Raw genomic sequence first — 24,756 nt, 5'->3', positions numbered from 1 at the left:
ACAACGCCCGCCGCGGAAAGGGAGGGGTTGCGGACCGCTGTGGACAGTTCGGTCAGCCCGCCGCGATCTCCGCGTCCCGGTCCACCGCCGCCTGGATGCCGCGCACGACGGCCGCCGAGAACCCCGCGTCCTCCAGCGCGACCGTGCCGGCGACCGTCGTGCCGCCGGGGGAGGAGACCATGTCGGCCAGCTGGGTGGGCGCGACGCCCTTCTCCAGGAGCGTGCGCGCGGTGCCGAGCATGGTCTGCGCGGCGATCCGGGTGGCCTGGGCCTTCGGCATGCCGTTGCGGACCGCGGCCCGGGCCAGCGCCTCGACGAACAGGGCGGCGTACGCGGGGGCGGAGCCGGCGATCGCGGAGTAGACCGGGAACAGGCGTTCGGGCAGCACGAGGGCGGACCCGACGGTCTCGAAGAGACCGACCACGGCGTCGACCTGGTCCTCGGTCGTGGCCGCGTTGCCGCACACGGCCGCCATGCCGGCCCCCACCATCGCGTTGACGTTGGGCATCACCCGCACGACGCTCTGCCCGGGGGCGAGCATCGAGCCGAGCGTGTCCAGGGTCAGCCCGGCGGCGAGCGAGACGACGAGCGAGTCCAGGTCGGCGAGGGTGTCCGCGAGCGGCTCCAGCACCTCCGCGAACAGGTACGGCTTGACCGCGACCACCACCACCCCGCCGGGCCCGGTGCGCTCGACGAGCTCGAGGTTGTCGGCCGCCGCGTCCACGCCCGTCTCGCGCGCGAGCGCCTGCGCCGAGCGGCCGTGGGCGCTCGTCACCGTCAGGTCCTCGGGCGGCACCGTGCCCTCCGCGACGATCCCGCGCACGATGGCCCCGGCCATGTTGCCCGCCCCGATGAACCCGACCCTCATGTCCGCTCCTCCGCTCGACGAAAAGGCCAAGTATGTCGTCCGCGTTAGACTGCGGACCACAGGCGTCGACCCGGCCATCACCGGCGAGCCTCCGGAAGAACAGGGTCCGGCCGTCCCGCGCGAGCGGCTCCGCGGCAGGCCCCCAGTAGAACCGGACGGGAGGGCCCGTCACAGCCTGCTCGAGCGGTCGCGTCCGCCGCCACGGCGGAGGGCGGGGCAAGCGAGGTGGTACCGCGGCAGCGCGAGGGGACCGGCTACGGCCGGCGACCGGGCGCCGTCGTCCTCGCAGCTGTTGTCACCGCAACGACCGAGGAGCACCATTGGCCGACCAGCCGCAGCGCTACCCCCTGCACCGACCGGGCGAGACGGTCGCGTCCTCACCCAGCTTCCCCGCCCTGGAGCAGGAGGTGCTGGAGTACTGGGAGCAGGACGACACCTTCGTCGCCTCCGTCGAGAACCGTCCCGCCGGCAAGGACGGCGAGAACGAGTTCGTCTTCTACGACGGCCCGCCCTTCGCCAACGGCCTGCCCCACTACGGGCACCTGCTCACCGGGTACGTCAAGGACGTCGTCGGCCGCTTCCAGACCCAGCTCGGCCGCCGGGTCGAGCGGCGCTTCGGCTGGGACACCCACGGGCTGCCCGCCGAGCTCGAGGCGGAGCGCCAGCTCGGCATCAAGGACAAGTCCGAGATCGAGGCCATGGGCATCGAGGCCTTCAACAAGGCTTGCCAGGACTCCGTGCTGCGCTACACCGACGAGTGGCAGGAGTACGTCACGCGCCAGGCCCGCTGGGTCGACTTCGAGCACGACTACAAGACCCTCGACGTGACCTTCATGGAGTCGGTCGTCTGGGCGTTCAAGCAGCTCTACGACAAGGGCCTGGCCTACGAGGGCTACCGCGTCCTGCCCTACTGCTGGAACGACCAGACGCCGCTGTCCAACCACGAGCTGCGCATGGACGACGACGTCTACCAGAACCGCCAGGACCCCTCGGTCACGGTCGGCGTGCGGCTGGAGACCGGCGAGCTCGCCCTCATCTGGACGACGACGCCCTGGACCCTTCCCTCGAACCTCGCCGTCGCCGTCGGCCCGGACATCGACTACGTCACCGTGCGCCCCGCCGAGGGGCCGCTCGCGGGGGAGCGTGTGCTGCTCGCCCGGGCCAGGCTCGCCTCCTACGCCCGCGAGCTGGGCGAGGAGCCGGAGGTCGTCGCCACCGCGAAGGGCTCCGAGCTGGCCGGGCGCCGCTACGCCCCGATCTTCGACTACTACGTCGACCACGAGGCCCCGGGGCCCAACGCCTGGACCGTGCTCGCCGCCGAGTACGTCAGCACGGAGGACGGCACCGGCCTGGTGCACCAGGCGCCCGCCTTCGGCGAGGACGACATGGCCGTCTGCGCCGCCGCGGGCATCGGGACGGTCGTGCCCGTCGACGACGGCGCGAGGTTCACCTCCGAGGTCCCCGACTACGCGGGCACCCAGGTCTTCGAGGCGAACCGGGCGATCGTCGCCGACCTCCGGAACGGCACCGGCCCGCTGGCCCGGCTCCCCGAGGACCGGCGCGCCGTGCTGGTGCGCCACGAGACGTACGACCACTCCTACCCGCACTGCTGGCGGTGCCGCCAGCCCCTCATCTACAAGGCGGTCACGTCCTGGTTCATCCGGGTCACCGAGTTCCGCGACCGGATGGTCGAGCTCAACCAGGACATCACCTGGGTGCCCGAGCACATCAAGGACGGGCAGTTCGGGCACTGGCTCGCCGGCGCCCGCGACTGGTCGATCTCTCGCAACCGGTACTGGGGCACCCCGATCCCGGTGTGGGTCTCGGACGACCCGGCCTACCCGCGCACCGACGTCTACGGCTCCCTCGCCGAGCTCGAGGCGGACTTCGGGCGCCTGCCGCTGGACCGCGACGGGAAGCCGAACCTGCACCGGCCGTTCATCGACGAGCTCACCCGGCCCAACCCGGACGACCCCACGGGGAGGTCCACGATGCGCCGCATCCCGGACATCCTCGACGTGTGGTTCGACTCCGGCTCCATGCCCTACGCCCAGGTCCACTACCCGTTCGAGAACCGGGAGTGGTTCGAGCACCACTACCCGGGTGACTTCATCGTCGAGTACATCGGGCAGACTCGCGGGTGGTTCTACACGCTGCACGTCCTGGCCACCGCCCTGTTCGACCGGCCGGCGTTCCGCACCTCCGTCTCGCACGGCATCGTGCTCGGCTCCGACGGGCGCAAGATGAGCAAGTCCCTGCGCAACTACCCGGACGTCAGCGAGGTGCTCGACCGCGACGGCTCCGACGCGATGCGCTGGTTCCTCATGGCGTCCCCGGTCGTGCGCGGCGGCAACCTCATCGTCACCGAGGAGGGCATCCGCGAGAACGTCCGCCAGGTGCTGCTGCCGCTGTGGAACACCTGGTACTTCTTCGCCCTCTACGCCGGCACCCTCGACGGCGGGGCCGGCTACCTGGCCAAGGGCGTCGACCTCACCGACCCGGAGGCGGTCCGGTCCCTGCACGTGATGGACCGCTACCTCCTGGCCCGCACCCGCGATCTCGCGACCGGCGTGCGCGAGCAGATGGAGGCCTACGACATCCCGGGCGCCTGCCAGGCGGTGCGCGAGCACCTCGACCTGCTCACCAACTGGTACGTGCGCACCTCGCGCGACCGGTTCTGGTCCGAGGACCGCGGTGCGTTCGACACCCTGTACACCGCCCTGGAGACCCTCACCCGGGTGATGGCCCCGCTCGCACCGCTCGTGACGGAGGAGGTGTGGCGCGGCCTGACGGGGGGACGCAGCGTCCACCTGACCGACTGGCCCGAGCTGGCGACGGCGGAGGGCACCGAGGACGAGGACCGGCGGATCGTCGAGGCCATGGACGCCGTCCGCGAGGTCGTCTCGGTCACCCACGCGCTGCGCAAGGCCGCGAAGATCCGGGTGCGCCAGCCGCTGCGGCGCCTGACCGTCGTGGTCGACGACCCAGCGGCCCTCGAGCCGTTCGCCGCCCTGGTCGCCTCCGAGGTCAACGTCAAGGAGGTCGAGCTCCTGAGCCCGGCGCAGTCGGACATCTCGGTGGTGCACGAGCTGAAGGTCCAGCCCCGCGAGCTCGACCCCGCCAAGCGCCGGCAGACCCAGCAGATCTTCGCCGCCGCGCGGGAGGGCCGCTGGCACGGGCCCGACGGGGACGGGGCGATCGCCGTCGAGGGTCTGCAGCTCGACGGCGCACCGCTGACGCTGGTGCCCGGCGAGTACGAGCTCGCCACGGTGATCGACCTCGGCGCGCAGGCCGACGGTGCGGCCGACGTCCTGCCCGCCGGCGGCTTCGTGGTCCTGGACCTCGCGGTCGACGACGAGCTCGCCGCCGAGGGCTACGCCCGCGACCTGGTCCGCCAGGTCCAGGACGAGCGCAAGGCGTCCGGCCTGTACGTCGCCGACCGGATCCGCCTGGAGATCACCGTGCCCGCCGAGCGCGTCGACTGGGTCGAGACCCACCGCGACCTCATCGCCCACGAGACTCTCGCCCTGGAGGTCGCCGTCGTCGCGGGCGACGGCGAGGGACCGCGGGTCGCCGTCACGAAGCTGGAGGCCTGATGACCGAGCGCAGCCCCGAGGAGGCCGGGCAGAAGCCCCCCGCGCGCAGCCCCGAGGACGCCGAGCGGGAGGCCAGGGAGCGGATCGACGCCCTCATGGCCGCCGCCGACGCACCGGAGGAGGGCGAGGCGGCCGGCGCCGCCGAGCGGGAGGCCGAGGAGGAGGACGAGCACGACGCCGGGCTGCGCGCCCTGCTCGGCTCCTCCCTCATCGCCGGCCCGGACCCCGAGATCGCCGAGGAGATCCTCGCCGAGGGTGAGGACACCTCCCGCGAGAGCGCCGACGCCGCCGCGCTGGCCGACGCCCACGCGGAGGAGCAGGTCCGCCGCATCTACGAGGAGATCCTCGCCCGGGCGCCCGAGCACGACGTCCAGCCCAGCCTCGACCGCGTCCGCGACGTCCTCGAGCTGCTCGGCGACCCGCAGCGGGCCTACCCGGTCATCCACCTGACCGGCACCAACGGCAAGACCTCCACCGCGCGGATGATCGAGCGGCTGCTGCGGGAGAAGGGCCTGCGGACCGGGCGGTTCACCTCCCCGCACCTGCACACCGTGCGCGAGCGCATCGCCCTGGACGGTGCGCCGATCAGCCCGGAGCGTTTCGTCGCCACCTGGGAGGACGTCGCGCCGTACGTGGCGATGGTGGACGAGCGTTCGCTGGCGGCGGGCGGCCCCCGGCTCAGCTTCTTCGAGGTCTTCACCGTCATGGCCTACGCCGCGTTCGCCGACGCCCCGGTGGACGTGGCCGTCGTCGAGGTGGGGATGGGCGGGCGCTGGGACGCCACGAACGTCGCCGACGGCACCGTCGCGGTCCTCACCCGCATCGAGCGCGACCACGAGCGCTGGCTCGGCCACGAGCTGACCGAGATCGCCGAGGAGAAGGTCGGCATCGTCAAGGACGGGGCGACGGTCGTCGTCGCCGAGCAGCACGACGACGTCGAGAGCGTCGTCCTCCACGCCGCCGCCGCCCGCGGTGCCCGGCTGCTGCGCGCCGACGGCGACCTCGGCGTCGTCGACCGGCAGGTGGGCGTCGGCGGGCAGATGGTCACGCTGCGCACCCCGGGCGGGGTGTACACGGACGTGTTCGTCCCGCTGCACGGCGCGCACCAGGCCGACAACGCCGCCCTCGCCCTGGCGGCCGTCGAGGCGTTCTTCGGCGGCGGCGCGCTCGAGGCGGACGTCGTCGAGCAGGCGTTCGCGAACGTCGAGTCGCCCGGCCGTCTCGAGCTCGTCCGCCGCAGCCCCACGGTGCTCGTCGACGCGGCCCACAACCCGGCGGGCGTCGAGGCGCTGCGCGCCGCCGTGGAGGAGGCGTTCGACTTCAGCCACCTCGTGGGCGTCGTCGGCGTCATGGCCGACAAGGACGCCGAGGGCATCCTCGCCGGCCTGGAGCCGCTCCTCGCCGAGGTCGTCGTCACCCGCGCCCGCACCGACCGGGCCATGGACGTCGACGACCTCGCCGAGATCGCCCGCGACGTCTTCGGCGAGGACCGTGTGCAGGTGGCCGAGCGGCTGGACGACGCGATCGACACCGCCGCCGCGCTCGCGGAGGCGGACACGGAGGAGGCGGTGACCTCCACCGGCGTGCTCGTCGTCGGCTCGGTGCTCCTGGTCGCGGACGTCCGGGCACTCATGGGAAGGTCGTGACGCCGCCGTCGCCAATTCGTGACCGGGCCGGACCACGGGCGGCAAGATGGGGCACGTGGTCCGGCACGGACCGTCCCCGGCTATTCGAAGGAGCACGTCGGTGAAGAAGCTCATCAACGACCCGCAGAACGTCGTCATCGAGTCGGTCCGCGGCTTCGGCCTCGCCCACCCCGACCTCGTCCGCGTCAACGAGGACCCGCTGTACGTCAGCCGCGCCGGGGGAGCGGTCCAGGGCAAGGTCGGGCTCGTCTCGGGCGGCGGCAGCGGCCACGAGCCGCTGCACGCCGGCTACGTCGGCATGGGCATGCTCGACGCCGCCGTCCCGGGCGCCGTCTTCACGTCCCCCACCCCGGACCCGATCTTCGAGGCGACCAAGGCGGCCGACGGCGGGGCCGGGGTCCTGCACATCGTGAAGAACTACACCGGGGACGTCCTCAACTTCGAGACGGCCGCCGAGCTCGCCGAGGCGGAGGACATCCAGGTCCGCTCCGTCGTCGTCAACGACGACGTCGCCGTGGAGGACTCCCTCTACACCGCCGGCCGCCGCGGCGTCGCGGGCACCGTGCTGGTCGAGAAGATCGCGGGCGCCGCCGCCGAGCGGGGCGACGACCTCGACGCCGTCGTCGCCGTCGCCCAGCAGGTCATCGACAACGTCCGCTCCATGGGGGTCGCGCTGACCGCCTGCACCGTGCCGCACGCCGGCAGGCCGTCCTTCGACCTCGAGGAGAACGAGATCGAGATCGGCATCGGCATCCACGGCGAGCCCGGCCGGCACAAGATCCCGATGGCGGGCGCGAACGAGATCACCGAGCGGCTGCTGGACCCCGTCCTCGACGACCTCAAGATCGGCTCGGGCGAGAAGGTGCTGCTCTTCGTCAACGGCATGGGCGGCACGCCCCTGTCGGAGCTGTACCTCGTGTACAACCACGCCCGCGAGGTCCTCGACGGCAAGGGCGTCGAGGTCACCCGCTCGCTCGTCGGCAACTACATCACGTCCCTGGAGATGCAGGGTGCGTCCATCACGGTGCTGCGCCTCGACGACGCGCTCACCGAGCTCTGGGACGCACCGGTCAACACCCCCGCGCTGCGGCGCGGCGTGTAGGAGGAGGAACACCCGCATGACTGCCACCACCCTCGGCGCCGACTGGGCCCTGGACTGGATCGAGCGCGCCCGCGCCGTGGTCTCGGCGAACCGCATCGAGCTCATCGAGCTCGACCGGGCCATCGGCGACGGCGACCACGGCGAGAACATGGACCGCGGCTTCACCGCCGTCGGCGCCAAGCTGGCCGGGGCGACGCCGTCGGCGCCGGGGGAGGTGCTCAAGACGGTGGCCACCACGCTGATGTCCACGGTGGGCGGGGCCGCCGGGCCCCTGTACGGCACCGCCTTCCTGCGCGGGTCCAAGCTCGCCGACGGCTCCCTGGACGCGTCCGGCGTCGCCGACGTGCTCGAGGCCGCCCTGGAGGGCATTCAGGCCAGAGGGAAGGCGGAGCCGGGGGAGAAGACCATGGTGGACGCCTGGCTGCCCGCGGCGCAGGCCGCGCGCTCGGCCGCCGAGAGCGGTGCCGGGCCGGTCGAGGCGCTGCGGGCCGCCGCGGACGCCGCCGCCGCGGGCTCCGACGCCACCATCCCGATGGTCGCGCGGAAGGGGCGCGCCAGTTACCTCGGCGAGCGCTCGGCCGGGCACCGCGACCCGGGCGCCCAGTCCTCCGCCCTGCTCCTGGCCGCCGCCGCCGAGGCGGCCGAGGCGCTGTGAGCGCCGCACCGGCCACCGCGCTGGTGATCGTCTCCCACTCCGCACGCCTGGCGGAGGGCGTGGTCGAGGTCGCCGCGCAGATGGCCCCCGACGTCCTGCTCCGTGCCGCCGGCGGCACCGACGACGGCGGCATCGGCACGAGCTTCGACGCGGTCGAGACGGCCGTGACCGAGCTCCTCGGCACTGACGGGGTGGACGGGGTCACGGTGCTCACCGACCTCGGCTCCGCCACCATGACCGCCGAGTCGGTCATCGAGGCCCTTGAGGACGACGCCGCAGCCCGGGTGAGCCTGGCGGACGGCCCGCTGGTGGAGGGTGCCGTCGCCGGTGCCGTGGCCGCCCAGGGCGGCGCCGACCACGCGGCCGTGGCCGGCGCTGTGGCCGAGGCGGCGGGCAGCTTCGGCGCCCGGGACGTCGTCGGGACGACGGCGGACGCCGCCGTCGCAGGGGCCGGCGAGGCCCCCGGGGGCGGCAGGGCCGGCACGGCTGACGAGGCCGGCGGTTCCGGCGAAGGGCTCCGCCGTACGTTCACGCTCACCAACGAGGTCGGCCTCCACGCGCGGCCGGCGGCCCTGCTCGCGCGGCTGGTCGCGGGCTACGACGCCACGGTGACCGTCAACGGCGTCGACGGTGCCAGCGTCCTCTCGCTCATGGGCCTGGGCCTGGAGAAGGGCGACGAGATGCTCGTCACGGCCAGCGGGCCGCAGGCCGCGGAGGCGCTGGAGGGCGTCGCCGGGGCGGTGGCCGACGGGTTCGGCGAGCAGCCGACCACTTAAGTAGCCTGGCGGGGTGAGCACCACCCCGCCGGGCGCCCCCGGTACCCCGGCCGAGCAGGAGATCCGGCGTCCCGGCTCGGCGCGCCAGATGTTCGCCGTCACGGTCCTGATGAGCGAGCTCTTCGTCGTGCTCTTCGCGACGCTGGTGGCCCACGGGCTCCAGGTCGCCGACCGCGGCGTCGTCTGGGGCGTCGGGGGTGCGGCCATGGTCGCCTGCGCGGTGGCCACGGCCCTCGTGCGGCGCGGCCGCGCCGGGTACGTGCTCGGCACCGTCGTGCAGGTCCTGCTCGTCGTCTCCGGGCTGGTGCTGCCGACCATGTTCGTCATCGGCGGGATCTTCGCCGTCCTGTGGATCGTGTCCATGCGGGTCGGCGCGCGTATCGACGCCGAGCGCGAGGAGCGCTACCGCGCCGAGCTCGCCCACCGGGCGGGGCAGACCGGGACCGCGCCCGCGGACCGGTAACCTGCCTCCACGTGACTACTCCCCAGCCTGAGCGCACCCTCGTCCTGGTCAAGCCCGACGGCGTCGCCCGCCGCCTCACCGGCGAGGTCCTGCGCCGCATCGAGGCCAAGGGCTACAGCATCGTCGCGCTCGAGCAGCGCATCGTCGGTGCCGACCTGCTCGCGCAGCACTACGCCGAGCACGAGGGCAAGCCCTTCTTCCAGCCCCTCGTCGACTTCATGATGTCCGGACCTGTCGTGGCCGCCGTCGTCGAGGGCCACCGCGCCATCGAGGGCTTCCGCTCCCTCGCGGGCACCACGGACCCGACCACCGCCGCCCCGGGCACCATCCGGGGCGACCTCGGCCGGGACTGGGGCACCGCCGTCGTGCAGAACCTCGTGCACGGCTCGGACTCCCCGGAGTCCGCGGCGCGCGAGATCGGGCTGTGGTTCCCCCGCCTGTGACCGGCCGCGCGCCGTCCACACGGTGACGGCGCCCCGGCGCCGGAAGGCAATAGGCTGCCCCGCGTGCACCTGAAGACGCTGACGCTGCGAGGGTTCAAGTCCTTCGCGTCCGCGACGACGCTGCACCTCGAGCCCGGCATCACCTGCGTGGTCGGCCCGAACGGGTCGGGCAAGTCCAACGTCGTCGACGCGCTCGCCTGGGTGATGGGCGAGCAGGGCGCGAAGACGTTGCGCGGCGGGTCGATGGCGGACGTCATCTTCGCCGGGACCTCCTCGCGCGCCCCGCTCGGGCGCGCGGAGGTCTCCCTCACGATCGACAACACCGACGGGCTGCTGCCGATCGAGTACACCGAGGTGACGATCTCGCGCACCCTGTTCCGCTCCGGCGGGTCCGAGTACGCGATCAACGGCACCGCGTGCCGCCTCCTCGACATCCAGGAGCTGCTCTCCGACACGGGCCTGGGCCGGGAGATGCACGTCATCGTCGGCCAGGGCCGGCTGGACTCCGTCCTCCAGGCCACCCCGGAGGAGCGGCGCGGCTTCATCGAGGAGGCCGCCGGCGTCCTCAAGCACCGGCGCCGCAAGGAGAAGGCGCTGCGCAAGCTCGAGGCGATGGCGGCCAACCTCGCCCGGGTCACCGACCTCGCCGCGGAGATCCGCCGCCAGCTCGGCCCCCTCGCCCGGCAGGCCGACGTCGCCCGCCGCGCCCAGGTGGTCCAGGCGGACCTGCGCGACGCCCGCGCCCGCCTCCTCGCCGACGACCTGGTCCAGCTCACCGCCACCCTCGCGCAGGAGGAGGCCGACGAGACCGCGCTGCTGCAGCGCCGGAAGGCCGTCGAGGCCGCGCAGGAGGAGGCGCGCGGACGGCTCACCGAGCTCGAGCAGGCCGCGGCCGCCGCCGCGCCCCGCCTCGGGCAGGCCACCGACGTCTGGTACCAGCTCTCCGGGCTCCGCGAACGGCTGCGCTCCCTGCAGAGCGTCGCGGCCGAGCGCTGCCGGCTCCTCGGTTCCCCGACGGCGCGGCCCGCCCGCACCGGCGCGAGGCCGGAGGAGCTCGAGGCGCAGGCCGCCGCCGTGCGGGAGCAGGAGGAGGCGCTGCGGGTCGAGCTCGACGCCGCCCGGGTCGAGCTCGAGACGGCGGTGCGTGAGCGCACCGAGGCGGAGGAGGCCGAGCGGGAGACCGAGCGTGCGCTGGCCGCCGTCCACCGCGGTGTCGCCGACCGTCGTGAGGGGCTGGCCCGGCTGACCGGCCAGGTCGGCGCCCGGCGCTCCCGGCTCGAGGCCGCCGAGGCCGAGCTCGGCCGGCTGCGCGAGTCGCTCGCCGCCGCCGAGGAACGGGCACGCACCGCCCAGGCGGAGTTCACCGCCCTGGAGCAGCAGGTGGCCGGGGTCGAGGAGGGCGAGGAAGGCCTCGACGAGGCCCACGAGGCGGCGCTGGCGGAGCTCGAGGACGCCGAGCACGCCGTGGCCGAGCTCGTCGAGGCCGAGCGGGCCGCGCAGGCCGACCGCAGCACCTGGACCACCCGCCGGGACACCCTCGAGCTCTCGCTGCGCCGCAAGGACGGCACCGGCGCCCTGCTCACCTCCGGCCTGCCGGGCGTGCTCGGGCCGGTCCCGGAGCGGCTGAGCGTCGAGCCGGGCTGGGAGAACGCCGTCGCGGCCGCGCTCGGCGCCTCGGCGGACGCCGCGGTGGTCGAGTCGGTCGACGTCGCCGTGGACGCCGTGCGCAAGGTCCGCGAGGACGACGCCGGACAGGTGCGCCTGGTCGTCGCCGGTCCGGGACCGTCCGGCGCGGGGCCGGCCGGCGCGGGGACCGGCGGTGGCGGCTCCGACGCTGCCGCGCCCGACGGGTTGGGTGCCGGCGCCCCGGCCGCCGCGCCAGACGGCGCCCGGTGGGCGCTGGACCTGGTGACCTCGGCCGAGACCGACCTGCGCCCCGCCCTCGCCCGCCTCCTCGCGGACGTCGTGGCCGTCGAGGACCTGGCCGAGGCGCGCGCCGCCGTCGCCGCCGACCCGTCCCTGACCGCGGTGACCCGCACGGGTGACGTGCTCTCCGCCGTCGTGGCCCACGGCGGCGCCCCGAGCGCCCCCAGCGTCCTGGAGCTGCACGCCGCGCACGAGGAGGCCGTCGCGGAGCTGGAGGCCGCCTCCGCCCGGCACGAGCAGGCGCGGTTCGCGCTCGGGCCCGCCCGCGAGCGGGTCGAGGTGGCGCAGCGCGGGGTCCGGGCCACGCTCGACGACCTGCACGCCTCGGACGCCCGGCTCGCCGCCGTCGCCGAGCAGCTCGGCCGCCTGGGCTCGACGCTGCGCGGCGCGCAGGCCGAGGCCGAACGCGCCCGACCGGCCATCGAGCGCGCCGAGGCCGAGATCGCCGAGCACGCCGCCGAGCTGCAGGCGCTGTCCGAGCGGCTGGAGATCGCCGGACGGGAGCCGGTGCAGGCCGAGGCGGACCTCGCCGGGGCCACCGAGGCCCGCGACCGCGCCACCGAGGCAGCCCGGGCCCTGCGTACCCGCGAGACGGACGCGCGACTCGCCCTGCGCACCGTGGAGGAGCGCGCGAAGGCGCTCGCCGGCCGGGCCGCGGCCCTGGCCGCCGCCGCCGCGGAGGAGCGGGCCGCCCGGCGGCGCGCCGCGGAGCGGGAGGCCCGCCGTGTCGCGCAGGCCGCCGTCGCCGTCGAGGTCCGCGACGGCGCCGCCCGAGCAGCCGCCGCCATCGACCGGTCCGTGGCCGCCGCGGCGGCCGAGCGTGAGCGGGCCGAGGAGGAGCGCACCCAGCGCGAGCGGGCCATCGCGGGCGTCCGGGCCGAGCTGGAGGAGATCGGCGCGGAGCTCGCCGCCCTGACCGACGTCGCCCACCGCGACGAGGTGGCCCGGGCCGAGCAGCGCCTGCGCATCAGCCAGCTCGAGGAGAAGGCCGTCGCCGAGCTCGGGCTGGACCCCCAGGTCCTCGTGGACGAGTTCGGCCCGGACCGGCCCGTACCGTCGACGGCCCCCGTCCCGGAGGGCGAGGAGCCGCCGCCGCCCCGGCCGTACGTGCGCGAGGAGCAGGAGAAGCGGCTGCGCGCCGCCGAGCGCGACCTCGCCCGCCTCGGGAAGGTCAACCCCCTGGCGCTCGAGGAGCACGCGGCCCTGGCCGAGCGGCACAAGTTCCTCACGGACCAGCTCGCCGACCTCAAGAAGTCCCGGGCCGACCTGATGGAGATCGTCCGGGAGGTCGACGAACGGGTCGAGCGCGTCTTCTCCGAGGCGTTCGCCGACACCGCCCGGCAGTTCGAGGACGTCTTCCCCCGCCTGTTCCCGGGCGGCGAGGGCCGCCTGGTGCTCACCGACCCGGACGACATGCTCACCACCGGCATCGAGATCGAGGCCCGGCCCGCGGGCAAGAAGGTCAAGCGGCTCTCGCTGCTCAGCGGCGGCGAACGGTCGCTGACCGCGGTCGCGCTGCTCGTCTCGATCTTCAAGGCCCGGCCCAGCCCGTTCTACGTCATGGACGAGGTGGAGGCCGCGCTCGACGACGTCAACCTCGGACGCCTCCTGGAGATCTTCACCGAGCTGCGCGACAGCTCCCAGCTCATCGTCATCACCCACCAGAAGCGCACCATGGAGGTCGCCGACGCGCTGTACGGGGTGACCATGCGCGGCGACGGCGTCACCACCGTCATCTCCCAGCGGCTGGAGAAGGAGCCGCAGCCGGCGTCGTGACGAACGTCACCGTCCAGGCGCAGCAAGAGGCAGGACCTCGGGCGGCGGGCCACTGCCACGACGGCATACTGGACATATGACCGGAGCATTCGTCGGAGGGTTCGTCTCGGTCCTGTGCGCGCTGGCGGTGCTCCTCGCGCTGCTCGCCGGGCGCCGGCCCGAGAACGGCTGGTCCGCCTGGCTGCGGGAGTCGCTGGCCGCGTGGCGCTCGGACGAGCTCAAGGGGGCGGACCTGAGGCCGCGCCGGTCGGACGTGCGCGACACGCCGGTGGAGGACATCTTCAGCCTCGGCGCCCCCGAGGACCGGCCCGCCTACGCGCGGCCGGAGGAGCTCGTGGCCCGGCTGGACGAGGTCCGCGGGCACGCGAGGAACGTGACGCGACGCTGACCCACGGTCGCCGGGGTCGGGGACGGTGGGCCAGACTGGGGTCGTGACCGACCTGACCTGGATCCTCATCGTCGTAGCCGCCCTCGTCCTCGTCGGCCTGGTGGTCGGCGCCGTCTCGCTCACCAGCGGCCGACGCCGGCGCGGCCCGTCGGCGACCCTCCCACCGGTCGACGTCAGCCCCTACGAGGTCGACCAGCCGCCGGCCGAGGGCGCCACCGCCACAGCCACCGCCACGGCACCTCCCGTGGAGGAGGCCACGCCGCCGGCGCCCACCCTCGAGCGTCCCGAACCGGTCGCCGGGCGCATGCAGCGGCTGCGGGCGCGCCTCGCCGGCTCCGGCCGGGTGGGGCAGACCCTCCTGTCGATCCTCTCCCGCGGCGACCTGACGGAGAGCGACTGGGAGGAGATCGAGGAGACGCTGCTCCTCGCCGACGTCGGCATCGGCCCGACGACCGAGCTCATGGACACGCTGCGCACCCGGACGAAGGTGCTCGGCACCACGGACCCGGAGACCGTGCGCGGCGTGCTGCGCGAGGAGCTCCTCAAGCTCGTCGACCCCGCCATGGACCGCACGCTGCACGTTGGGCCCGTCGTCGGTGACGACGGCGAGCCGCACCCGGCCACCGTCCTGGTCGTCGGCGTCAACGGCACCGGCAAGACCACCACCGTCGGCAAGCTGGCGCGCGTCCTCGTCGCGGAGGACCACGACGTCGTGCTCGGCGCCGCCGACACCTTCCGTGCCGCGGCCGCGGACCAGCTGAGCACCTGGGGCGCCCGCGTCGGCGTCGAGGTCGTCCGCTCCGACCGCGAGGGCGCCGACCCCGCCGCCGTCGCCTTCGACGCCGTCAAGCACGGCCGCGAGATCGGCGCCGACGTCGTCATGGTCGACACCGCCGGCCGGTTGCAGAACAAGGCCGGCCTCATGGACGAGCTCGGCAAGATCAAGCGCGTCATGTCGCGGCAGGCGCCGGTGCGCGAGGTCCTTCTCGTCCTCGACGCCACCACCGGGCAGAACGGTATGCGCCAGGCCCAGGTGTTCGCTGAGGTCGTCGACGTCACCGGCATCGTCCTGACCAAGCTCGACGGCACCGCGAAGGGCGGCATCGTCGTCGCCGTCCAGCGTGAGCTCGGGGTGCCCGTCAAGTTCGTCGGGCTCGGCGAGGGCCCGGACGACCTCGCGCCCTTCGAGCCCGAGGAGTTCGTCGACGCGCTCCTCGCCTGACCGCGAAGGGCGCGCGAGAGGTCATCTCCTCCACGAGCGGTCAAGTTCTCGGCGACTGGTCAAGTTCTCCGTGAGTGGTCATCTTCTCCCTGACCGGTCAGGTCCTCCACGACCCCGAGGAGTTCGTGACCACTCAGGGAGGAGATGACGTCTCGTGCTCGGCGGAGGAGATGACGTCTCGTGCTCGGGGAGGAGATGACGTCTCGTGCTCGACGGAGCGGATGACGTCTCGTGCTCGAACGGAACGAACGACGTCTCGCAACATGATCGTCACGCAGCGGCGAGATCTGTCACGTGGCAGAAACACGACGGGCCGTCCGCCGTAACGTCGCCGCAGGACCGTGGTCCCGGACCAGCCGACCGAGCTGGTGAGGGAGGAACCATGGAGCTGGACACCGGAGCCACCGCCTGGATGCTGACATCAGCGTCTCTCGTGCTCCTCATGACCCCCGGGGTGGCGCTGTTCTACGGCGGCATGACCCGGTCGAAGTCCGTGCTGAACATGATGATGATGTCCTTCGGCGCGATGGCCGTGATCGGCGTGGTGTACGTGCTGTGGGGCTGGTCGATGTCCTACGGCAGCTCGGTGGCCGGGATCTTCGGCAACCCGTTCCAGCACTTCGGCCTCGCGGGCACCATCTACGGCGCCGACGGCGGGTACCTCATGGACGCCCACGGCGTGCCTGTCGTCGTCGGCGTCGCGTTCCAGGTGACGTTCGCGATCATCACCACCGCCCTCATCTCCGGCGCCGTCGCCGACCGCACCCGGTTCACCACCTGGATGGTCTTCGTCGCCCTGTGGGTGACCCTGTCCTACTTCCCGATGGCCCACATGGTGTGGGGCGGCGGGCTGCTCAGCGGCGACGGGCCCTTCGCCTCGATCGCCGCGCCGATCGACTTCGCGGGCGGCACGGTGGTCCACATCAACGCCGGTGTCGCCGGTCTCGTCCTCGCGCTGATCATCGGCCGCCGCAAGGGGTTCGGCACCGTGCCGATGAGGCCGCACAGCCTGCCGCTGACCATGCTCGGTGCGGCCCTGCTGTGGTTCGGCTGGTTCGGCTTCAACGCCGGCTCCGCCTTCACCGCCGACGGCACCGCCGGCCTCGCGTGGGTCAACACCACGACCGCCACCGCCGCCGCTGTCCTCGGCTGGCTGGCCACGGAGAAGGTCCGCGACGGGCACGCCACCTCGCTGGGTGCGGCCTCCGGCGCCGTCGCGGGCCTGGTCGCCATCACGCCCGCCGCCGGCTCCCTGTCCCCGGTCGGGTCGATCGCCCTTGGAGCGGTCGCCGGGGTGCTTTGCGCGCTCGCCGTCGGCCTGAAGTTCCGCCTCGGCTACGACGACTCCCTCGACGTCGTCGGCGTCCACCTCGTCGGCGGCCTCGTCGGGACCGTCGGCATCGGCTTCCTCGCCACGGAGACAGGCCTCCTCTACGGCGGCGGCGCGAGCCAGCTCGTGGTCCAGGTCATCATCGCCGTCGCCGCCATGGTGTTCTCCGGCGTCGTCACCGCCGCGATCGGGTTCGTGTTGAAGGCCGCCATGGGCTGGCGCGTGAGCGAAGATGTGGAGGTGAGCGGCATCGACCAGGCCGAGCACGGTGAGTCCGCCTACGAGGCCCTCGGGGTGGGACGTTTCAGCACGGACACCGGCGCCGGTGCACCCGCACCGGTGCGGCGGTCCACGACGGAGGCACACGCATGAAGCTCGTGACAGCGGTCGTCCAGCCCCACCGGCTCGACGACGTCAAGAAGGCCCTCGAGGCGACCGGGGTGCACGGCATGACCGTGTCCGAGGCGAGCGGCTACGGCCGGCAGCACGGGCACACGGAGGTCTACCGGGGGGCCGAGTACACGATCGAGCTCGTGCCGAAGGTCCGGGTGGAGGTCGTCGTCGACGACGGCGACGCCGACGCGGTGGTGGACGCGGTGGTCGGGGCGGCCCAGTCGGGCCGGATCGGTGACGGCAAGGTCTGGACCGTCCCGGTCGAGGACGTCGTCCGGGTGCGCACGGGCGAGCGCGGCGCCGACGCCCTGTGACGTGACGGGCCCGGCGCACCTGCCCCTGCTGGTGGACCTGCGCCGGGCCCGTCTCGCCGTCCCGCCCCCCGCGCCGGGCGCCGGGCCCGACGCCGGAGCCGCCTACCGTCGTCGGCTCGCCGACCTCACCGACGAGGCGCTGACCGAGCTGTGGCAGCGCGCGGCCGCGACGACCGGGCAGGATCTCGGCCACGGCGTGGCGCTGACCGCCGTCGGCAGCCTCGGCCGCCGCGACGGCGGACCGGTCGCCGACCTCGACCTCCTGCTCGTCCACGACGGCACGCGCCCGGCCGCGGACGTCGCCCGGCTCGCCGACGCGCTGTGGTACCCGCTCTGGGACGCGCGGCTCGACCTCGACCACTCCGTGCGCACGCTGGAGGAGTGCCGGCGCGTCGCCTCCGCGGACCTGCCTGCCGCGGTCGGGCTGCTGCACCTGCGCACCGTCGCCGGTGACCCGGCGGTGGGGGAGCGTGCGCAGCAGGCGGTCCTGGCCGACTGGCGCTCCGGCGCGCGGCGGCGCCTGCCCGAGCTGCTGGACTCGGTCGCCGCCCGCGCCGAGAAGTTCGGCGAGGTGGCCTACCTCCTCGAGCCGGACCTGAAGGAGGCGCGCGGGGGTCTGCGTGACGCCGTCGTCGTCGGTGCGCTCGTGGCGAGCTGGCTGAGCGACCGGCCGCGCGGCGGGCCCGACCTGGACCGTGCGCACGCCGACCTCCTCGACGTCCGGGACGCGCTGGCGCTCGCCACCGGGCGCCGGACCACCCGGCTGGTGCTCGCGGAGCAGGACGACGTCGCGTCCCGGTGCGGGTTCGCCGGGACACCGCACCGCGAGGTGGTCGCCACCACGGCGTCGGGGCGGGCCGTCACCGACGCCGCCGACCAGCTGCTCGCCCACGTGGCGGGCGCCGCCCGGGTGGTCTCGGCGGCCCTGGACGCCACGGCACGCCGCGCGCGGCAGCACCTCGACGCCCGTCGCCCGCGGATCGTCCGCCCGCTGGTGGTCCGTGGCCGGGCGAGGGCGCCGCGCCTGCCCGTCGTGGCGGAGGGCCTCGTGGAGCACGAGGGCGAGATCGTGCTCGCCGGCGGGGCCGACCCGGCCACGGACGCCCTGCTCGCCCTGCGCGCCGCCGCGGCCGCCGCGCGGACCGGCCTGCCGCTCTCGCCGTCGATGCTCGACCCCCTCGGCCGCACCGTCGCCCCACCCGCTCCCTGGCCCGCCGAGGCCCTGCACCTGCTGCTGGAGCTGCTCGCCTCCGGCCGCGCGCAGGTGCCCGTGTGGGAGGCGCTCGACCTCGCGGGCGTGGTCACCGCGTGGTTCCCCGAGTGGGCCGCGGTGCGCAACCGGCCCCAGCGCAACCCGCTGCACCGGTTCACCGTCGACCGCCATCTCGTCGAGACGGTCGCGGGGATCCCGGCGACCGGCGCGGAGGCGGGGGGCGTGCTCCTGCTCGCCGCGCTCCTGCACGACATCGGCAAGACGGCGGGCTCCCGCGACCACGCGGCCGAGGGTGCCGCCGTCGCCCGGGAGATCCTCGGGAGGCTCGGCGTCACCCCGGTGGCGCGGGACGACGTCGTCGTCCTGGTCCGCGAGCACCTGACCCTCCCGGCCGTGGCGACCACCCGTGACCTCACCGACCCGGCGGTGCTGGCGGAGGTGGCCGGCGCCGTCGACCGCAGGCCGGACCTGCTCGCCCTGCTGCACCGGCTCACCGAGGCCGACGCCCGTGCCGCGGGGCCCCAGGCGTGGACGTCGTGGCGGGCCGAGCTGGTGAGTACGCTCACGGAGCGGGTTGGCGCGCGGCTCCGGGCGTTACCCTGATCGTCAGCCACGTCCGCCCGAAAACCACGAGGTACGCCTTGTTCGCCAACCTGTCCGACCGGCTCACCGCCTCCTTCAAGCAGCTGCGCGGGAAGGGCCGTCTCTCCGAGGCCGACATCGACGCCACCGTCTCGGAGATCCGGCGCGCCCTGCTCGAGGCCGACGTCGCGCTCCCCGTGGTCCGCGCCTTCACCGCGAACGTGCGCGAGCGGGCCAAGTCCGCCGAGGTCTCCGCCGCGCTGAACCCCGCGCAGCAGGTCATCAAGATCGTCAACGCCGAGCTCGTCGAGATCCTCGGCGGCGAGGCCCGCGACCTGCGCTTCGCCAAGCACCCGCCGACGGTCATCATGCTCGCCGGTCTGCAGGGTGCTGGTAAGACGACCCTCGCCGGCAAGCTCGGCCTGTGGCTGAAGGAGCAGGGCCACACCCCGCTGCTCGTGGCCTCGGACCTGCAGCGCCCGAACGCCGTCACCCAGCTGCAGGTGGTGGGCGAGCGGGCCGGTGTGCCGGTGTGGGCGCCCGAGCCGGGCAACGGCGTCGGCGACCCGGTGGCCGTGGCGCGCTCCGGCGTCGAGCACGCGCGGGAGAAGCAGTACTCGGTCGTCGTCGTGGACACCGCCGGCCGTCTCGGCGTGGACGCCGAGATGATGCAGCAGGCGGTCGACATCCGCGACGCCACCGATCCCGACGAGATCCTCTTCGTCCTCGACGCGATGATCGGTCAGGACGCCGTCACCACCGCGAACGCCTTCGCCGAGGGCGTCGGGTTCAGCGGTGTCGTGCTGTCCAAGCTCGACGGCGACGCCCGTGGTGGTGCGGCCCTGTCGGTGCGCGGGGTCACCGGCAAGCCGGTGCTCTTCGCCTCCACCGGCGAGAAGCTCACCGACTTCGAGCGCTTCCACGCCGACCGGATGGCCTCCCGCATCCTCGACATGGGCGACATCCTCACGCTCATCGAGCAGGCCGAGAAGACCTTCGACGCCGCCCAGGCCGAGGAGATGGCCGCGAAGCTCGCCGGCGACGGCGACTTCACCCTCCAGGACTTCCTCGCCCAGCTCGCCCAGCTGAAGAAGATGGGCTCGATGAAGAAGATGCTCGGCATGCTGCCGGGCATGGGCCAGATGCGTGAGCAGCTGGAGAACTTCGACGAGCGCGAGGTCGACCGCGTCGAGGCGATCGTGCACTCCATGACGCCGGCCGAGCGTGCGAACCCCAAGATCCTCAACGGCTCCCGCCGGCTGCGCATCGCCAAGGGCTCCGGCACCACCGTGGCCGAGGTCAACTCGCTCATGGAGCGGTTCGAGCAGGCCAAGACGATGATGAAGCAGATGGCCCGCAGCGGCGGCCGCGGCATGCCCGGTATGGGCATGATGCCCGGCGGCGGCAAGAAGTCGAAGGGCCGCATGGCCCCGCCGCCCAAGAAGGGCAAGAAGGGCAAGTCCGGCAACCCGGCGAAGCGCCGCCAGCAGGAGCTGGAGGCGGCCCAGCGCGCGGCCCAGCAGCCCTCCGCGCCGTCGGGGTCGGCGTTCGGTCTCGGCAAGCAGCCGCAGAACCAGGAGATGCCCGACCTCGAGGAGCTCCAGAAGTTCCTGCGCTGAGCCGGTGGCCCGGCCGCGGTGACATGGCGGCACGGTGACCCGGTGACCGGCGGGCGGACCGAGTGCACAACGGTGCAGGAACGGTGCGACTACTGCACCGTTTCTGTAGCACTGACGGCGTGAGAGCCTTCTGCCCATGAGCGAGGTTCTCCACCTGACCGGCACGATCCTCGTCGACGACGACACCGAGCTGGACGAGGCCTGGGTCGTCGACGGGCGCCTCAGCCTGCGACGGCCGGACAGCGCCGGGCCCGCCCGCGAGCTGACGGGGTGGGTGCTGCCCGGGCTGGTGGACGTCCACTGCCACATCGGGCTCGGTGCCGACGGCGTCGTGACCGAGGAGGACGCCGTCCTGCAGGGCAAGGCGGACCGCGACGCCGGCACCCTGCTGGTCCGCGACGCCGGCTCTCCCATGGACAACCGGTGGGTGCAGGAGCGGGCCGACCTGCCGCGGCTCATCCGGGCCGGCCACCACCTGGCGCGGCCCAGTCGCTACCTGCGCCACTACGGCCTCGAGCTCGACGACGTCGCCCAGCTTCCGGAGGCCGTCGCCGACCAGGCGCGCTTCGGGGACGGCTGGGTCAAGATCGTCGCTGACTGGATCGACCGCTCCCTCGGCGCAGACGCCGACCTCACCCCGCTGTGGCCCGCCGACGTGCTCAGGGACGCGATCGCCGCCGCGCACGAGAACGGCGCGCGGGTCACCGCCCACACCTTCTCCCACGAGGCGATCGACCCGCTGCTCGACGCCGGCGTCGACGGCATCGAGCACGGCACCGGGATGGACGCCGACCACATCGCCGAGGCCGCCCGCCGCGACATCCCCGTCACGCCGACCCTCCTCCAGGTGGGCAGGTTCACCGACATCGCCGACCAGGCGGGCGCGAAGTACCCGGTCTACGCCGAACGCATGCGTCGGATGCACGCCCGCCGGTACGAGCACGTGCAGGCGCTGCACGCGGCCGGTGTGCCGTTGCTCATGGGGTCGGACGCGGGGGGCACGATCGCCCACGGCTCGCTGCCGGCCGAGCTCGCGGAGGTCGCGCGCGCCGGCGTCCCCGCCGCCGACGTCGTCGGGTTCGCGAGCTGGCGCGCGCGCAGGATCCTCGGGGTACCGGGGATCGAGGAGGGGGCGAGCGCCGACGTCGTGGTCTACGACGCCGATCCCCGGGAGGACGTCGACGTCCTCGCCCGGCCGTCCGCAGTCGTCCTGCGCGGCCGGCGGTACTGACGCCGCCTGGACCGGTGAGTGACCCGCGAGGACCGACACCGGTGACTGACCCGCGCGACGACCGAGCGCGGCGGGTGAGACTGCCGATGTGGTCGTGACGAACGACCAGATCAGCAGGCCAGTCGACGGGGCGGTGGCGGACGGGCCCGACGGCGGAGCCGGGGCGGTGTCGGACTGGCCGGGCGGGGGAGCCGGGGGAGTGGCGAAGCGCACGTCGGGCCGGGTGCTCCCAGGGGTTGGGGGCACGTCCGCTGTTCTGGCAGAATGACCCGCTGTACTCAGCCCGCCCGGCCCCTCTCACCGGACGACGCTGCGTCCTGCGACCAGACGGAACGCCGCATCCCACCGGCAGCCCGCGCGGTCCACCCACATCGAACCAGGAGTGACCACCTAGTGGCAGTCAAGATCCGTCTCAAGCGCATGGGCAAGATCCACGCGCCGTACTACCGCGTCGTCGTCATGGACTCGCGCAAGCGCCGCGACGGCCGTGCGATCGAGGAGATCGGCAAGTACCACCCCACCGAGGAGCCGTCGCTGATCGACATCGACTCCGAGCGGGCCCAGTACTGGCTCTCCGTGGGCGCCCAGCCCACCGAGCAGGTCGCCGCGCTCCTCAAGGTCACCGGTGACTGGCAGAAGGCCAAGGGGCTCGAGGGCGCCGAGGGCACCCTGCGCACCAAGGACTCCTCCGACGAGTCGGCCGCCGAGGCGCGCGCCGCCGCCGTCAAGGCCGCCGAGGACGAGGCCGAGAAGCGCAAGGCCCGGGCCGCCGAGGCCAAGGCCACCGAGGCACCGTCCGAGGAGCCGGCGGAGGAGTCCGCTCCCTCCGAGGACGCCTGATCCAGGTGCTGGCCGACGCTCTCGAGCACCTCGTGCGTGGCATCGTCGACCACCCGGACGACGTCCGGGTGAGCAGCCGGTCCCTGCGGCGCGGGGAGCTGCTCGAGGTCCGCGTGCACCCCGAGGACCTCGGCCGTGTGATCGGACGCTCCGGGCGCACCGCCCGGGCCCTGCGCACCGTGATCGGTGCGTTGTCCACCTCCGGCCCCGTGCGGGTCGACGTGGTGGACACCGACCGCCGCTGAGCCAGCCGAGCCAGACCCGGTCCGCCCCGGCGGACCGGGTCTGCGTGCACCCGGGGCCGGTGAGCCCCATGAGACGAGGAGATCCACGTGCTGCTGACCGTCGCCGTCGTCGGCGCTCCGCACGGCCTGCGCGGCGAGGTCCGCCTCGACGTGCGCACCGACGACCCGGACCGCCGGCTGGCCGCCGGCAACGTCCTGGAGACCGAGCCCGCCGACGCGGGCCCGCTCACCGTGACCCGCACCCGGACGACGCCCGACGGCGCCGTCTACGTCATGTTCGCCGAGGCGCGCGACCGCACAGCCGCGGAGTCGCTGCGGGGCATCCGCCTGGTGGTCGAGTCCGACGAGGACGAGCACGACGACGAGGGCTGGTACCCCCACGAGCTCGTCGGGCTGCGGGCCGTCCACGTGGACGGGCGCGAGCTCGGCACGGTCGCCGCGCTCGAGCACCTGCCCGCCCAGGACGTCCTCGTCGTCGACGAGCCGGGCGGCACCCAGGCGCGCGTGCCGTTCGTCGAGGAGCTGGTCCCGGACGTCGACCTCACGGCGGGGACCGTGACGCTGGACCCGCCGCGCGGCATCTTCGCGGGCGACCCCGCCGAGTGGGACGAGAGCCTCGACGACGACGAGCCGGCGGCCGAGGGCCGCCCCGGCTCCGGCGTCGGGGCCTGAGATGCGCATCGACGTCGTCAGCATCTTTCCCGGCTACCTCGACGCGCTGGACCTCTCGCTCGTCGGCAAGGCACGCCGCGACGGGCTGCTCGACCTGAGGGTCCACGACCTGCGGGACTGGACCGGCGACCGCCACCGCACCGTCGACGACACCCCGTTCGGCGGCGGCGCCGGCATGGTCATGCGCCCCGACGTGTGGGGCCGTGCCCTCGACGACGTCCTCGAGGGCGCGTCCGGGCGCCAGGTGCTGCTCGTGCCGACGCCGTCGGGCGAGCGCCTCACCCAGCGCACGGTGGAGGACCTCGCCACCTACGACCAGCTCGTGCTCGCCTGCGGGCGCTACGAGGGCATCGACGCCCGCGTGGCCGAGCGCTACGCCGCCGGCGGCGTCGAGGTCCGCGAGATCTCGCTGGGGGACTACGTGCTCAACGGCGGGGAGGTGGCCGCCCTCGTCGTCGTCGAGGCGGTCGCGCGGCTGCTGCCCGGCGTCGTCGGCAACCCCGAGTCCCTCGTGGAGGAGTCGCACGGCGCGGCCGGCCTGCTCGAGTACCCGGTCTACACGAAGCCGCCGACGTGGGCGGGGCTCGACGTGCCCGAGATCCTCCTCTCGGGCCACCACGGCAACATCGCCCGCTGGCGGCGGGACCGGGCGCTCGAGCGGACCGTTCAGCGCCGCCCCGACATGGTGGCGGCGCTGCCCGCCGCGCAGCTCGACAAGAACGACCGTGCGGTCCTCGCCCGCCACGGCTGGTTCGTCCCCGCGGGGGCCACCGGTCCCGTGCGCGTGGACGTCCGCCCGGGCCGCCCGGACGACGCCGGCGCCCTCGCCGAGCTCGCGGCGGTCACCTTCCCGCTCGCCTGCCCGCCGCACCTGGACGAGGACGACGTCGCCCAGTTCGTGGCCACCCACCTCGGCCCCGAGCACTTCGCCGCCTACCTCGCCGACGAGGAGCGCTACCGGGTGGTCGTCGCCGAGGGCCCGGACGCACCGGTGGGCTACACGCTCCTCGTCCTGCCGCTGACCTCTGACGAGCCGCCGTCCGCCGACGACGTCGCCGCCCTGGTCACCGCGCGGCCCGCCGCCGAGCTGAGCAAGTGCTACGTCCTGCCCGACCTCCAGGGCTCGGGACTGGCCGGCGCCCTCCTGACGGCGACGCTCCGCACGGCCGCGGCCCACCGGGTCGACGGCGAGCCGGTCGCCGCGGTCTGGCTGGGCACGAACCGGGCGAACCGGCGGGCGCAACGCAGCTACGCACGCCACGGGTTCGTCACCCTCGGCACGCGCCGGTTCCGGGTGGGGGAGAGCCTCGAGGAAGACCTCGTCATGGCGGTGGAGCTCGCCGACGTGCCGCAGACCACACCGACACCGGCGGCGACGCGTTAGCCCCGTCGCCGCGCGCTGTGGCAGACTAGGACGGCCCTGCGCCGAAGACCAGCGCCGTCGGACCTGCCACAG

20 protein-coding genes are annotated in these 24,756 nt (G+C 74.1%); 19 read left to right on the top strand and 1 reads right to left on the bottom strand.

Annotated elements, in window-relative coordinates; all coding sequences use genetic code 11:
• Nucleotides 1–52 precede the first annotated feature (52 nt).
• Nucleotides 53–868 (bottom strand): pyrroline-5-carboxylate reductase, encoded by an 816-nt coding sequence (gene proC / locus ATJ97_RS04885; protein WP_098482777.1) that lies wholly within the window; start codon nt 866–868, stop codon nt 53–55.
• A 320-nt stretch (nt 869–1,188) separates the two neighbouring features.
• Here proC and ileS point away from each other — a divergent pair, with 320 nt between their 5' ends.
• The 19 genes from ileS (at nt 1,189) to trmD (ending at nt 24,684) form a co-directional block, all read left to right on the top strand.
• A complete protein-coding gene (ileS, locus tag ATJ97_RS04880; protein WP_098482776.1) occupies nt 1,189–4,464 on the top strand; it encodes an isoleucine--tRNA ligase in 3,276 nt (1,091 codons plus the stop codon).
• Nucleotides 4,464–6,110, top strand: coding sequence for a bifunctional folylpolyglutamate synthase/dihydrofolate synthase (locus tag ATJ97_RS04875; RefSeq protein WP_098482775.1), 1,647 nt, complete (start codon nt 4,464–4,466; stop codon nt 6,108–6,110). Before ileS ends, ATJ97_RS04875 begins: the two co-directional genes overlap by 1 nt.
• A 100-nt stretch (nt 6,111–6,210) precedes the next feature.
• Nucleotides 6,211–7,212: a dihydroxyacetone kinase subunit DhaK gene (dhaK, locus tag ATJ97_RS04870; RefSeq protein WP_098482774.1), complete on the top strand. Its 1,002-nt coding sequence runs from the start codon at nt 6,211–6,213 to the stop codon at nt 7,210–7,212.
• A 16-nt stretch (nt 7,213–7,228) separates the two neighbouring features.
• Complete coding sequence (gene dhaL / locus ATJ97_RS04865) at nt 7,229–7,867, top strand: dihydroxyacetone kinase subunit DhaL (RefSeq protein ID WP_098482773.1); 639 nt, start codon at nt 7,229–7,231, stop codon at nt 7,865–7,867.
• The gene (dhaM, locus tag ATJ97_RS04860; RefSeq protein ID WP_245862142.1) at nt 7,864–8,643 is read left to right on the top strand and encodes a dihydroxyacetone kinase phosphoryl donor subunit DhaM; all 780 of its coding nucleotides are present in this window, start codon (nt 7,864–7,866) and stop codon (nt 8,641–8,643) included. The genes dhaL and dhaM overlap by 4 nt, the downstream gene beginning before the upstream one ends.
• 13 nt (nt 8,644–8,656) lie before the next feature.
• Nucleotides 8,657–9,106 (top strand): DUF4233 domain-containing protein, encoded by a 450-nt coding sequence (locus ATJ97_RS04855; protein WP_098482772.1) that lies wholly within the window; start codon nt 8,657–8,659, stop codon nt 9,104–9,106.
• An 11-nt stretch (nt 9,107–9,117) separates the two neighbouring features.
• On the top strand, nt 9,118–9,549 hold the full coding sequence (ndk, locus tag ATJ97_RS04850; RefSeq protein WP_098482771.1) for a nucleoside-diphosphate kinase: 432 nt from the start codon (nt 9,118–9,120) through the stop codon (nt 9,547–9,549).
• Between the two features lie 63 nt (nt 9,550–9,612).
• Nucleotides 9,613–13,251, top strand: coding sequence for a chromosome segregation protein SMC (gene smc / locus ATJ97_RS04845; RefSeq protein WP_098482770.1), 3,639 nt, complete (start codon nt 9,613–9,615; stop codon nt 13,249–13,251).
• 76 nt (nt 13,252–13,327) lie between these two features.
• Entirely contained in the window at nt 13,328–13,639 is a 312-nt protein-coding gene (locus ATJ97_RS04840) for a hypothetical protein (RefSeq protein ID WP_098482769.1), read from the top strand.
• A gap of 43 nt (nt 13,640–13,682) precedes the next feature.
• A complete protein-coding gene (gene ftsY, locus ATJ97_RS04835) occupies nt 13,683–14,861 on the top strand; it encodes a signal recognition particle-docking protein FtsY (protein WP_098482768.1) in 1,179 nt (392 codons plus the stop codon).
• Nucleotides 14,862–15,243: 382 nt separating this feature from the next.
• Nucleotides 15,244–16,563 (top strand): ammonium transporter, encoded by a 1,320-nt coding sequence (locus tag ATJ97_RS04830; protein ID WP_098482767.1) that lies wholly within the window; start codon nt 15,244–15,246, stop codon nt 16,561–16,563.
• A complete protein-coding gene (locus ATJ97_RS04825) occupies nt 16,560–16,898 on the top strand; it encodes a P-II family nitrogen regulator (protein ID WP_098482766.1) in 339 nt (112 codons plus the stop codon). The genes ATJ97_RS04830 and ATJ97_RS04825 overlap by 4 nt, the downstream gene beginning before the upstream one ends.
• Before the next feature lies 1 nt (nt 16,899).
• Nucleotides 16,900–18,714: a [protein-PII] uridylyltransferase family protein gene (locus ATJ97_RS04820; protein WP_098482765.1), complete on the top strand. Its 1,815-nt coding sequence runs from the start codon at nt 16,900–16,902 to the stop codon at nt 18,712–18,714.
• Between the two features lie 38 nt (nt 18,715–18,752).
• Nucleotides 18,753–20,312, top strand: a complete 1,560-nt coding sequence (gene ffh, locus ATJ97_RS04815) for a signal recognition particle protein (RefSeq protein WP_098482764.1) — start codon at nt 18,753–18,755, stop codon at nt 20,310–20,312.
• A gap of 136 nt (nt 20,313–20,448) precedes the next feature.
• On the top strand, nt 20,449–21,543 hold the full coding sequence (locus ATJ97_RS04810; protein ID WP_098482763.1) for an amidohydrolase family protein: 1,095 nt from the start codon (nt 20,449–20,451) through the stop codon (nt 21,541–21,543).
• 393 nt (nt 21,544–21,936) lie between these two features.
• Nucleotides 21,937–22,383, top strand: coding sequence for a 30S ribosomal protein S16 (gene rpsP, locus ATJ97_RS04805; RefSeq protein WP_098482762.1), 447 nt, complete (start codon nt 21,937–21,939; stop codon nt 22,381–22,383).
• A gap of 5 nt (nt 22,384–22,388) precedes the next feature.
• Nucleotides 22,389–22,628 (top strand): RNA-binding protein, encoded by a 240-nt coding sequence (locus tag ATJ97_RS04800; protein ID WP_098482761.1) that lies wholly within the window; start codon nt 22,389–22,391, stop codon nt 22,626–22,628.
• Between the two features lie 87 nt (nt 22,629–22,715).
• Nucleotides 22,716–23,300, top strand: coding sequence for a ribosome maturation factor RimM (gene rimM / locus ATJ97_RS04795; protein WP_098482760.1), 585 nt, complete (start codon nt 22,716–22,718; stop codon nt 23,298–23,300).
• 1 nt (nt 23,301) lies between these two features.
• The gene (trmD, locus tag ATJ97_RS20800; RefSeq protein WP_098482759.1) at nt 23,302–24,684 is read left to right on the top strand and encodes a tRNA (guanosine(37)-N1)-methyltransferase TrmD; all 1,383 of its coding nucleotides are present in this window, start codon (nt 23,302–23,304) and stop codon (nt 24,682–24,684) included.
• Nucleotides 24,685–24,756: the final 72 nt, after the last annotated feature.

The sequence above is a fragment of the Georgenia soli genome, from assembly GCF_002563695.1.
GTDB classification, from domain to species: Bacteria; Actinomycetota; Actinomycetes; order Actinomycetales; family Actinomycetaceae; genus Georgenia; species Georgenia soli.
The sequence above is the reverse complement of the archived record's forward strand: the minus strand, read 5'-3'. Positions and strand labels throughout refer to the sequence as shown.

Bases quoted from the DNA above. Each gene is read 5' to 3' on its own strand.
- proC (WP_098482777.1), bottom strand. From the start codon at position 868: ATGAGGGTCGGGTTCATCGGGGCGGGCAACATGGCCGGGGCCATCGTG.
- ATJ97_RS04875 (WP_098482775.1), top strand. From the start codon at position 4,464: ATGACCGAGCGCAGCCCCGAGGAGGCCGGGCAGAAGCCCCCCGCGCGC.
- dhaL (WP_098482773.1), top strand. From the start codon at position 7,229: ATGACTGCCACCACCCTCGGCGCCGACTGGGCCCTGGACTGGATCGAG.
- ATJ97_RS04840 (WP_098482769.1), top strand. From the start codon at position 13,328: ATGACCGGAGCATTCGTCGGAGGGTTCGTCTCGGTCCTGTGCGCGCTG.
- ATJ97_RS04830 (WP_098482767.1), top strand. From the start codon at position 15,244: ATGGAGCTGGACACCGGAGCCACCGCCTGGATGCTGACATCAGCGTCT.
- ATJ97_RS04825 (WP_098482766.1), top strand. From the start codon at position 16,560: ATGAAGCTCGTGACAGCGGTCGTCCAGCCCCACCGGCTCGACGACGTC.
- ATJ97_RS04810 (WP_098482763.1), top strand. From the start codon at position 20,449: ATGAGCGAGGTTCTCCACCTGACCGGCACGATCCTCGTCGACGACGAC.
- trmD (WP_098482759.1), top strand. From the start codon at position 23,302: ATGCGCATCGACGTCGTCAGCATCTTTCCCGGCTACCTCGACGCGCTG.